Genomic DNA, 11,804 nt, shown 5'->3' on the forward strand with positions numbered 1-11,804 from the left:
AAGGGCACCGACCCGGATAATGAAGAGCACCATCTGGAACGCCACGCCGACGACAACGAGCCGTTTTCAGCCTTGGCCTTCAAGATCGCCACGGACCCGTTCGTCGGCACCCTGACCTTTGCCCGCGTCTATTCCGGTGTACTGAGCTCCGGCAACGCGGTGCTCAATTCGGTGAAGGGCAAGAAGGAACGCATCGGCCGCATGGTGCAGATGCACGCCAACCAGCGCGCGGAAATCAAGGACGTGTGTGCCGGTGACATCGCCGCGCTGATCGGCATGAAGGACGTGACCACCGGCGACACCCTGTGCGCCATCGACAACCCGATCATCCTTGAGCGCATGGATTTCCCCGACCCGGTGATATCCGTGGCGGTGGAACCGAAAACCAAGGCCGACCAGGAAAAAATGGGCATCGCCCTGGGCAAGCTGGCCCAGGAAGATCCTTCGTTCCGGGTGCGCACCGACGAGGAGACCGGGCAGACCATCATCTCCGGCATGGGCGAGTTGCACCTGGACATCATCGTCGACCGCATGCGCCGCGAGTTCAATGTCGAGGCCAACATCGGCAAGCCGCAGGTGGCCTACCGCGAAAAAATCCGCAACACCTGCGAGATCGAGGGACGCTTCGTGCGCCAGTCTGGTGGGCGCGGGCAATATGGCCACTGCTGGATCCGCTTCGCCCCCGGTGATGAGGGCAAGGAAGGCTTGGAATTCGTCAACGAGATTGTCGGCGGCGTGGTACCGCGTGAGTACATCCCGGCGATCCAGAAAGGCATCGAGGAGCAGATGAAGAACGGCGTGCTCGCTGGCTACCCTTTGATCAACCTCAAGGCTGCGGTGTTCGACGGCTCATACCACGACGTCGATTCCAACGAAATGGCTTACAAGATCGCCGCCTCGATGGCCACCAAGCAGCTGTCGCAAAAAGGGGGGGCGGTGTTGCTGGAGCCGGTGATGAAGGTCGAGGTGGTTACCCCCGAAGAGTATCAGGGTGACATCATGGGCGATCTCAGCCGGCGCCGCGGCATGATCCAGGACGGCGACGAGACGCCAGCCGGCAAGGTGATTCGCGCCGAGGTGCCGTTGGGGGAAATGTTCGGCTACGCCACTTCGATGCGCTCGATGACCCAAGGGCGGGCCAGCTACACCATGGAGTTCACCCGCTACGCCGAGGCCCCGGCAAGCATTGCCGATGGCATCGTCAAGAAGAACCGCGGCGAGTGATTTTCGCCTGTACTGGCCTCTTCGCGGCTAAAGCCGCTCCCACACTCTGGGGGAGCGGCTTTAGCCGCGGAGAGGCCGGTACAGGCAAAGACAATTCTCAATGCTGCTCGCCAGCCCGCTTCAACAGTTTCTTGCACCGCTCCGACAAATGCACCACGCGCAAATGCTTGCCGGCCTTGGCGTACCGCTCGCGCAAGGTGGTCAACGCGGCCACTGCCGAGTAATCGACAAAGCTCAGGTGCTGGCAATCCAGCGTGACCTTGGCCGGGTCGTTGGCCGGGTCGAACTGGTTCAGGAACGGCGCGGTCGAGGCAAAGAACAACGTCCCATGCACCTGGTAACGCTTGCCCCCCTCCCCGTCGTCATGGCTGTCGGCGTAAAGCTCGCGGGCATGCTGCCAGGCAAAGTTCACCGCCGCGATGATGATGCCGAACATCACCGCCATGGCCAGGTCGGTGAGCACCGTGACCACTGTCACCGCAATGATCGCCAGCACATCGCTCACCGGCACCTTGTGCAGCACCCGCAACGACGCCCAGGCGAAGGTCTGCTGGGCCACCACGAACATGACCCCGACCAGCGCCGCCAGCGGAATACGCTCGATCAAAGGCGACAGGAACAACACGAACAGCAGAATCATCACCCCGGCCACCACCCCTGACAGCCGGCCACGGCCATTGGAGCTGAGGTTGATCACGGTCTGGCCGATCATCGCGCAACCGCCCATGCCACCGCACAACCCCGAAACCATGTTCGCTGCACCCAGGGCCACGCATTCGCGGTCCGGGTAGCCACGGCTTTCGGTAATTTCATCGGTCAGGTTAAGCGTTAGCAGGGTTTCCAGCAGGCCGACCATGGCCATCAGCACCGCGTAGGGAGCGATGATTTTCAGGGTTTCCAGGTCCCATGGCACATCCGGCAGCGCCAGCACTGGCAGGCCGCCAGCGATGTGCGCCATGTCGCCCAGGGTGCGGGTAGGCAGGTCGAGCAGGTACACCAGCAGGCCAACGCCGAGGATCGCTACCAGCGCGGGGGGTACCGCGCGGGTCAGTTTCGGCAGCACATAGACCACCAGCATGGTCAGCGCCACCAGGCCGATCATGAGGTACAGCGGCGCGCCGCCGAGCCAATGCTCACCCTGCTTGAAATGCTCAAGCTGGGCCAGGGCGATGACGATGGCCAGGCCGTTGACGAAGCCGAGCATGACCGGGTACGGCACCAGGCGCACCAGCTTGCCCAGGCGCAGCAGGCCGAACAGGATCATCACCACCCCACCCAGCAGCACCGTGGCCAGCAGGTACTGCGCACCGTGCTGCACCACCAGGGCGACGATCACCACCGCCATCGAGCCGGCAGCGCCGGAGATCATCCCCGGCCGGCCACCGAACAGCGCTGTCAGGGTGCAGATGATAAACGCCCCGTAAAGCCCCATCAGCGGGTTGAGGTGGGCCACCAAGGCAAAGGCGATGCACTCGGGCACCAGGGCGAACGAGGTGGTCAGGCCGGCGAGCAGGTCGGCGCGTAGTCGGGCGGGTTTCATGGGCATCCTGGAAAGCAGTCCGGGCGGACGTTACAAAAACAAGGGGCGCGATGTTACGTAATTTGTCTGACAGCGACCAGCGCAAGGGTAGCTAGCGCCCGGTACGGGTCAACCACTCGGCCATGGCTGCATCCTCCAGCGCATACTCACCACGGTTGGCCTTCCACACCAGTTCCTTGTCGCGCAGGGCATCCAAAGCCTTCTGTACATTGGGCGTGCTGGCATTGGCTTCGGCCTGGGCCCGTTCCAGCTTGCGGCTGACGTCGATCAAGGTCTGCTCGGTGAACGGCGAAAACGGCTGACGGCCCCGCGTGCGCTCGGCCATCACCTCCAGCACCGCCCGCTGCAACGGCGAAAGTTCGTTCCAGGCGCTTTCATAGTCGCTCCACACCCCAGCCTGATGGTTGAGCGCGCCGTTGCGCAGCAGTTCACCCAGGTTGCCGGCCTCGCCCAGGCCGACACTGACCTCGGCCAACAGCTTGTTGAGCATTTCCGGGCGCCGACCGACCAGTTCGAAGGCGTATGCCAGGTCTTCGGCCTTGAACTGGTTGCTGTCGGCCAGGCGACCATTCCAGAGCTCGGTGATGAACTCGACATAATCACGCCCAAGCAACGGAAAGGGGGTGATGCTGGCACCAAAAAACGGCTGCTTGCTCTTGAGCACCAGGTTGGCCAGCTTGTCACGGCTCGAGCCCGTGAACACCAGCCGCAGCCCGTCCGGGCGGTCGCCACGGTTGAGATGGTCCCGCGCAGCCTTGAGGGCGAACATCGCATTCAGGCCGTCTTCGCTATTGAGGGCGTGCTGGGCCTCGTCGATGATCAGCACCACCAGTTGCCCCGACACCTGATGCAAAACAGCCAGCGCCTGGGCCAGCGTGGTGCCCGCCGGCAGTTGTGGCCGAGTGAAATCCCAGCTGAGCGTGCGCAGCAGGTTTATCTTGTCGATACCGGCCTTCTTCGCCGTTCTGGCCAGCGCGCTTTCGAACCCGCTCAAAGCGACACCGATAGCGCCACTGATGAGCTCCGCCGGGGCAGCGTCACGGTCTGACCAGAGGTCGACGTACACCGGCAGCCAGCCGCGATTCACGCATTCCGGGATGAAGTCGTTGTTGAGGAAGGTACTTTTACCGGTACGTCGAGGCGCGGCCAGAAACATGCCCGAGCTGTAATCCACCAGCGACTCGCCGGCCAAATCCTGGGCCAGCGCCTTGGCCAGCTGATCTCGACGCAGGAGCGAGCGGGTCGGAGACATGTGACTATCCTCAATTATCTACCAAACTATAATTTATAGCCTACAAGATAAAACAAGATAAAACACCCATCTGGGCTTCGCTGCCGACGGGGCAAACCTCCGCCCAGATGCCGATGCGTGATCCAGATCCGGCACAAAGCCTGCAAATTTGCCATCATGTTGACTCTACCTGCGGAGATCATGGACATGCCGCTACGCCCCCTTCTCGCGTCCCTGCTGCTGACCGTCAGCCTGAGCGCACAGGCCGCCACCGAAGTCGTACCCTTGCAGCACCGCAGCAGCGCCGAACTGCTGCCCGCCGCGCAGGCGTTCATCGGCAAGGACGGTACCGTCAGCGCCTTCGAGAACAAGCTGATCGTCAACGCCAGCCCCGAACGCATCGACGACCTGCGGACCTTGCTGCAACAACTGGACACCGCCGCCAAACGCCTGCTGATCAGCGTCGACAACAGTGACAGTAACTTCCAGGACAACCGCGGCAATGCACGCGTCATCCATTACGGCACCAGCAACCGTGAAGGCGGCCTGCAGCAGATTCAAGCCAGCGAAGGCCAGCCAGCCTTGATCCAGGTTGGCCAGAGCATCCCCATCACCAGCACCAGCACCGACGGTTACGGGCGCATCCAGAGCAACACCGAATACCGCAATGTGACCCAAGGCTTCTACGTCATCCCAAGCCTCAGCGGCGACACGGTGCGTCTGCAAATAAGCAGCAATAATGACCGCATCAGCCACGAACGTGCAGATGTAGTGAAAGTGCAAAGTACCGACACGACCGTCACCGGCAAGCTTGGCGAATGGATCACCCTGGCAGGCTACAACCAGCAGAGCCAAGCCGAGCGCAGCACGTCAAGCCGCAGTTACAGCACCCAGCGCGGTGAAAACATGACTTTGCGTGTCAAAGTCGACCTTCTAGACTGAAACCAGGCAATTCAAGGCCTCGACCAAAGGCCTTGAAACTGACTGCCAAGTCGCATTAGACCAAAGATGTAGTAAGCAATAAAAAGCACTACAAAACATTTGACAGTGTCTTTTTCCCAAGGGCATGATGGCCTCGCTCCCGCTAATCAGGGGCCCTGGCAAGGGCCTTCGAGGCGTACTCCTCCCACCCCTGGAGGCGTCTCGTGTCTATACGGCCCACAAGGCGGTTCGACGGGATTGCGACTGCAACGAAGAAGTTGTCCCGAGGGACGGAAGCGCATCACCGCAGTACTGGCAATCGCGAAGCACCGCAGCAAGGCAACCACGAGCCGACCTGCCGGAGCACACCGTCGCCTGGCCTGCCCACCCTTCCCCTTCGAGCCTTCGCGTTCGCCGCCGCACTCCTGCGAACAGGACAGCCGCCTGGCTCCTGATCTGCTCCGAGCATCAGCACAATTAACCCAAGATCGATGCGACGAGGTTTATTTCCATGGCACTGACACGCGAACAGCAAATTGCAGCCCTCGAGAAAGACTGGGCCGAAAACCCGCGCTGGAAAGGCGTGACCCGTACCTACACCGCCGCTGATGTCGTTCGCCTGCGTGGCTCCCTGCAGCCAGAGCACACCCTGGCCCGCCAGGGCGCAGAAAAACTGTGGAAGCTGGTCACCCAGGGTGCCCACCCGTCCTTCCGCCCAGAAAAAGATTTCGTCAACTGCATGGGCGCCCTCACCGGCGGTCAGGCAGTGCAGCAGGTCAAGGCCGGCATCCAGGCCATCTACCTGTCCGGCTGGCAGGTTGCCGCCGACAACAACTCGGCCGAGTCGATGTACCCTGACCAGTCGTTGTACCCGGTCGACTCGGTACCGACCGTGGTCAAGCGCATCAACAACTCGTTCCGCCGCGCCGACCAGATCCAGTGGAAAGCAGGCAAGAACCCGGGCGACGACGGCTACATCGACTACTTCGCGCCAATCGTGGCCGACGCCGAAGCCGGTTTCGGCGGTGTGCTCAACGCCTACGAACTGATGAAGAACATGATCGAAGCGGGCGCCGCCGGCGTGCACTTCGAAGACCAGTTGGCCTCGGTGAAAAAATGCGGCCACATGGGTGGCAAGGTACTGGTACCGACCCAGGAAGCCGTGCAGAAGCTGGTGGCCGCGCGCCTGGCCGCTGACGTGTCGGGCGTACCGACCATCATCCTGGCCCGCACCGACGCCAACGCCGCCGACCTGCTGACCAGCGACTGCGACCCGTACGACCAGCCGTTCGTGATCGGCGAGCGCACCCGTGAAGGTTTCTACAAGGTACGCGCCGGCCTCGACCAGGCCATTTCCCGCGGCCTGGCCTACGCGCCGTATGCCGACCTGATCTGGTGCGAAACCGCCAAGCCGGACCTGGACGAAGCCCGCCGCTTCGCCGAAGCGATCAAGAAGGAATACCCGGACCAGATCCTGTCGTACAACTGCTCGCCGTCCTTCAACTGGAAGAAGAACCTGGACGACGCCACCATCGCCAAGTTCCAGCGCGAGCTGTCGGCGATGGGCTACAAGCACCAGTTCATCACCCTGGCCGGCATCCACAACATGTGGCACGGCATGTTCAACCTGGCGCACGACTACGCCCGCAACGACATGACCGCCTACGTGAAGCTGCAGGAGCAGGAATTCGCTGACGCCAGCAAGGGTTACACCTTCGTGGCCCACCAGCAGGAAGTGGGCACTGGCTACTTCGATGACATGACCACCGTGATTCAGGGTGGGGCATCGTCGGTGACTGCGCTGACTGGCTCGACCGAGGAAGAGCAGTTCCACTGATAGTGGGTGGCGGTTGAGTAAAGGCCCGGGGCTTGTAAAAGCGCCGGGCCTTTATTTTTAACGGTACCGGCCTTTCACGGGTGAACCCGCTTGACGCGCTCTCTGTGGGAGCCGCGCTTGCCGGCGATAGGCTGCGAAGCAGCCTCAATACAAGCGACACCATTCTGACGGATTGTGAGCGACTTGAAACGTTGGGGCCGCTGTGCGGCCCATCGCCGGCAAGCGCGGCTCCCACACCGAATGCGCAGGGCTAGCGCGCAGAGTTCCCGTCGCGAGAGCTCAGCCCGGAAGGGCTGGATGATCTCCCAAACGTACTGCGCGCATTTCGAAGGCTGCAGTGAGCCTGTGGGAGCCGCGCTTGCCGGCGACGGCTGCGAAGCAGCCCCAATACAAGCGACACCATTCTGACGGATTGTGAGCGACTTGAAACGTTGGGGCCGCTGTGCGGCCCATCGCCGGCAAGCGCGGCTCCCACACCGAATGCGGAGGGCTTGCGCGCAGAATTCCCGGCGCGAGAACCCGGAAGGGCTGGCTGATCTCCCAAACGTACTGCGCGCATTTCGAAGGCCGCGGTGATCCTGTGGGAGCCGCGCTTGCCGGCGATGGGCTGCGAAGCAGCCTCAATACAAGCGACACCATTCTGACGGATTGTGAGCGACTTGAAACGTTGGGGCCACTGTGCGGCCCATCGCCGGCAAGCGCGGCTCCCACACCGAATGCGGAGGGCTTGCGCGCAGAATTCCCGGCGCGAGAACCCGGAAGGGCTGGATGATCTCCCAAACGTACTGCGCGCATTTCGAAGGCTGCAGTGAGCCTGTGGGAGCCGCGCTTGCCGGCGACGGCTGCGAAGCAGCCCCAATACAAGCGACACCATTCTGACGGATTGTGAGCGACTTGAAACGTTGGGGCCGCTGTGCGGCCCATCGCCGGCAAGCGCGGCTCCCACACCGAATGCGCAGGGCTTACCCCGCCAAAGGGCCGAAACAGGCCAAAGCAAAACCCAGGATCAGGTCTATGCTTGGGGCAGCACAGTAGCAAGGACCGCCCATGCCTCGTCCAAGCCACCTGATGATTCTCGCCCTGGCCGCCGCAGCCCTCTATATATATGCACTGGCCAGCGACAACACCCTGCTCGCCTTGCTGGCCAAACCCATCCCGGTGCTGGCCATGATCGCCTGGCTGCGCAGCGCACCCGCCTCACCCTATCGCACATGGATCTCGATTGGCCTGGCCTGCTCGGTACTCGGCGATATCCTGCTGGCCATCCCCGCCGACCTGTTCGTGTTCGGCCTGGTCGCATTCCTCTTTGCCCACCTGGCCTACCTGCGCGCCTATTGCGGCCAGACCTTGCGTCCCGCCCTAGCCCCACTCCTGCTCAGCACCCTCATCGGCATCACCCTGTTCAGCGTGCTCGCCAGCCACGGCCTCGGCCCACTATTGATCCCGGTTGCCCTGTACGCGCTGGCCATCAGCGCCATGCTGTGGCGAGCCCTGGCCTGCGGCGGCATGGCTGCACTGGGTGCCGGCCTGTTCGTATTCTCCGACAGCCTGATAGGCATCGACCGCTTTGTCAGCCCGTTTGCCGCCGCACCGTACCTGATCATCCTCGCCTACTGGCTCGGCCAGTGGGCGATCGCTTCATCAGTCGGTCATCGCTCAATCGATAAAGTATTGACCCAGAGCGGTGCAAGCGGCGCCGGAAGCTGCTAGAACACGAGACGTTCGCATCTGCAAGTAGGAGGAATCGCCAGCTGAACTTTACAAGGCACAGAACAGCCCAATTAAAAGGCATCACTTCAAATGGTATTAATTATCATTACGAAAATTGTAATTCGTTACCAGGCGCAAGAAACATAATTAACAAAACCGCACGCAATGCCCGAATTCCAAGGCTTTCAGCCGGTTACATCAGGTTTTTGTTCTTAATCCTACGAATAAAAGTGCTACAGAAATTTTACTTGCACGGGGTTTACCCATAAAATCAGCGCGATTGATTCAGCTGCGACATTTGGTCACTGCACGTGCGACACCAAGTCGCCGCTCTACACTTATTTCAGACTGCAGAGCTGGGTCTCTGTATAAGGATTTCTAGCATGTCCGATTCGGCAGGACTCATCGCCCACAACTGGGGCTTTGCCATCTTCCTCCTGGGTGTCGTCGGCCTGTGCGCCTTCATGCTCGGCCTGTCCAGCCTGCTCGGTAGCAAGGCCTGGGGCCGCGCCAAGAACGAACCCTTCGAATCCGGCATGCTGCCCGTCGGCAGCGCCCGCCTGCGCCTGTCCGCCAAATTCTATCTGGTCGCGATGCTGTTCGTGATCTTCGATATCGAAGCCCTCTTTCTCTTTGCATGGTCTGTGTCCGTCCGCGAAAGCGGCTGGACCGGGTTCGTCGAAGCGCTCGTTTTCATAGCAATTCTGTTGGCAGGTCTTGTCTACCTTTGGCGCGTCGGGGCACTTGATTGGGCTCCCGAAGGTCGCCGCAAGCGGCAAGCGAAGCTGAAACAATGAGGCTTTGGCAATGCAATACAATCTCACCAGAATCGACCCGGATGCGCCCAACGAGCAGTACCCGGTAGGTGATCGGGAAACCGTCACCGACCAGCTGCTGGAAGACCAGGTCCACAAGAACATCTACATGGGGAAACTCGAAGATGTGCTGCGTGGCGCGGTCAACTGGGGTCGCAAGAACTCCCTCTGGCCGTACAACTTCGGCCTGTCCTGCTGCTACGTGGAAATGACCACGGCCTTCACGGCGCCCCACGACATCGCCCGCTTCGGCGCCGAAGTCATCCGGGCCTCGCCGCGTCAGGCCGACTTCATGGTCATCGCCGGTACCTGCTTCATCAAGATGGCGCCGATCATCCAGCGCCTGTACGAGCAGATGCTCGAGCCGAAATGGGTCATCTCCATGGGCTCGTGCGCCAACTCCGGTGGCATGTACGACATCTACTCGGTCGTTCAGGGGGTCGACAAGTTCCTCCCCGTGGACGTCTATGTGCCCGGCTGCCCGCCGCGCCCTGAGGCTTTCCTGCAAGGCTTGATGCTGCTGCAGGAGTCGATCGGCCAAGAACGACGCCCGCTTTCCTGGGTTGTTGGTGATCAAGGTATTTACCGTGCCGAGATGCCAGCCCAGAAAGACCTGCGTCGTGAGCAGCGCATTGCCGTAACCAACCTGCGCAGCCCCGACGAAGTCTGATCCAGCGACCTGCCGCCCGCTCCCCTGGAGCCGGCGGCCTGGCTTCATTCTTAACGTTGACCCAAAGCGACCGAGACCATGACAGCGGACAACGCTATTTATATTCCGCCCTACAAGGCTGACGACCAGGATGTGGTCGTCGAACTGCACAACCGTTTTGGCGCCGAAGCATTCGTCGCCCAGGAAACCCGCACCGGCATGCCCGTGCTGTGGGTCAAGCGCGCCCAGCTCAAAGAGGTGCTCAGCTTCCTGCGCGGTGTCGCCAAGCCCTACAGCATGCTGTACGACCTGCACGGCGTCGACGAGCGCCTGCGCACCCAGCGCCGTGGCCTGCCCGCCGCCGACTTCAGCGTGTTCTACCACTTGCTGTCGGTCGAGCGTAACAGCGACGTGATGATCAAGGTGTCGCTCAGCGAAGGCGACCTGAACCTGCCGACGGTTACCGGTATCTGGCCAAACGCCAACTGGTACGAGCGCGAAGTCTGGGACATGTTCGGCATCGACTTTGCCGGCCACCCGCACCTCAGCCGCATCATGATGCCGCCTACCTGGGAAGGTCACCCGCTGCGCAAGGACTACCCGGCCCGTGCGACCGAGTTCGACCCCTACAGCCTGACCCTGGCCAAGCAGCAGCTTGAAGAGGAATCGGCGCGTTTCAACCCGGAAGCCTGGGGCATGAAGCGTCAGGGCGCCAACGAGGACTACATGTTCCTCAACCTCGGCCCCAACCACCCTTCAGCGCACGGTGCGTTCCGTATCGTCCTGCAGCTGGACGGTGAAGAAATCGTCGACTGCGTACCGGACATCGGCTACCACCACCGTGGTGCCGAGAAAATGGCCGAGCGCCAGTCCTGGCACAGCTTCATCCCCTACACCGACCGCATCGACTACCTCGGCGGGGTGATGAACAACCTGCCGTACGTGCTTGCGGTCGAGAAGCTGGCGGGCATCAAGGTGCCGCAGAAGGTCGACGTGATTCGCATCATGCTCGCCGAGTTCTTCCGCATCACCAGCCACCTGCTGTTCCTGGGTACCTATATCCAGGACGTCGGCGCCATGACCCCGGTGTTCTTCACCTTCACCGACCGCCAGCGCGCCTACACCGTGATCGAAGCGATCACCGGTTTCCGCCTGCACCCGGCCTGGTACCGCATCGGTGGCGTCGCCCACGACCTGCCGCGCGGCTGGGAAAAACTGGTCAAGGACTTCGTCGACTGGCTGCCCAAGCGCCTCGACGAGTACACCAAGGCTGCCCTGCAGAACAGCATCCTCAAGGGCCGTACCGTCGGCGTCGCCGCGTACACCACCAAGGAAGCGCTGGAATGGGGCACCACCGGTGCCGGCCTGCGTTCCACCGGTTGCGACTTCGACCTGCGTAAAGCGCGCCCCTACTCCGGCTACGAAAACTTCGAGTTCGAAGTACCGCTGGCCCACAACGGCGATGCCTACGATCGCTGCATGGTCCGTGTCGAGGAGATGCGCCAGAGTATCCGCATCATCGACCAGTGCCTGCGCAACATGCCGGAAGGCCCGTACAAGGCGGACCACCCGCTGACCACGCCGCCACCGAAAGAGCGCACCCTGCAGCACATCGAGACCCTGATCACGCACTTCCTGCAAGTCTCGTGGGGCCCGGTCATGCCGGCCAACGAGTCGTTCCAGATGATCGAGGCGACCAAGGGCATCAACAGTTACTACCTGACGAGCGATGGCGGCACCATGAGCTACCGCACCCGGATCCGCACCCCGAGCTACCCGCACCTGCAGCAGATCCCTTCGGTGATCAAAGGCAGCATGGTCGCCGACCTCATTGCGTACCTGGGCAGTATCGACTTCGTTATGGCTGACGTGGACCG

The 11,804-nt window shown here is 61.8% G+C and carries 9 protein-coding genes; 7 read left to right on the forward strand and 2 right to left on the reverse strand.

Annotation, left to right across the window (positions count from 1 at the left end):
• On the forward strand, positions 1–1,224 hold a 1,224-nt coding region (fusA, locus tag HP546_RS17670), incomplete at its 5' end, for an elongation factor G (protein ID WP_172227858.1).
• Positions 1,225–1,321: 97 nt separating this feature from the next.
• On the opposite strand, the gene HP546_RS17675 is transcribed toward fusA, so the two are convergent.
• Both HP546_RS17675 and HP546_RS17680 read right to left on the reverse strand, forming a co-directional pair.
• Positions 1,322–2,764 carry a SulP family inorganic anion transporter gene (locus HP546_RS17675; protein ID WP_172227860.1) on the reverse strand — a complete coding sequence of 481 codons (1,443 nt, stop codon included), beginning with the start codon at positions 2,762–2,764 and terminating at the stop codon, positions 1,322–1,324.
• Positions 2,765–2,855: 91 nt separating this feature from the next.
• On the reverse strand, positions 2,856–4,016 hold the full coding sequence (locus HP546_RS17680) for a hypothetical protein (RefSeq protein WP_172227862.1): 1,161 nt from the start codon (positions 4,014–4,016) through the stop codon (positions 2,856–2,858).
• A gap of 186 nt (positions 4,017–4,202) precedes the next feature.
• Here HP546_RS17680 and HP546_RS17685 point away from each other — a divergent pair, with 186 nt between their 5' ends.
• From HP546_RS17685 to nuoC, 6 genes are all read left to right on the forward strand, one after another.
• Positions 4,203–4,937 (forward strand): secretin N-terminal domain-containing protein, encoded by a 735-nt coding sequence (locus HP546_RS17685; RefSeq protein ID WP_372242444.1) that lies wholly within the window; start codon positions 4,203–4,205, stop codon positions 4,935–4,937.
• Between the two features lie 490 nt (positions 4,938–5,427).
• Positions 5,428–6,753 (forward strand): isocitrate lyase, encoded by a 1,326-nt coding sequence (gene aceA / locus HP546_RS17690; RefSeq protein WP_033699180.1) that lies wholly within the window; start codon positions 5,428–5,430, stop codon positions 6,751–6,753.
• A 1,047-nt stretch (positions 6,754–7,800) separates the two neighbouring features.
• Complete coding sequence (locus tag HP546_RS17695) at positions 7,801–8,463, forward strand: lysoplasmalogenase (protein WP_172227866.1); 663 nt, start codon at positions 7,801–7,803, stop codon at positions 8,461–8,463.
• Between the two features lie 383 nt (positions 8,464–8,846).
• A complete protein-coding gene (locus HP546_RS17700) occupies positions 8,847–9,260 on the forward strand; it encodes an NADH-quinone oxidoreductase subunit A (RefSeq protein ID WP_003251427.1) in 414 nt (137 codons plus the stop codon).
• A 10-nt stretch (positions 9,261–9,270) separates the two neighbouring features.
• The gene (locus HP546_RS17705) at positions 9,271–9,948 is read left to right on the forward strand and encodes an NADH-quinone oxidoreductase subunit B family protein (RefSeq protein WP_172227868.1); all 678 of its coding nucleotides are present in this window, start codon (positions 9,271–9,273) and stop codon (positions 9,946–9,948) included.
• Between the two features lie 78 nt (positions 9,949–10,026).
• Positions 10,027–11,804 (forward strand): NADH-quinone oxidoreductase subunit C/D (gene nuoC, locus HP546_RS17710; protein ID WP_172227870.1); only part of this gene is annotated, 1,778 nt, incomplete at its 3' end.

It is taken from the genome of Pseudomonas sp. CM25 (assembly GCF_013179705.1).
Taxonomy (GTDB): Bacteria; Pseudomonadota; Gammaproteobacteria; order Pseudomonadales; family Pseudomonadaceae; genus Aquipseudomonas.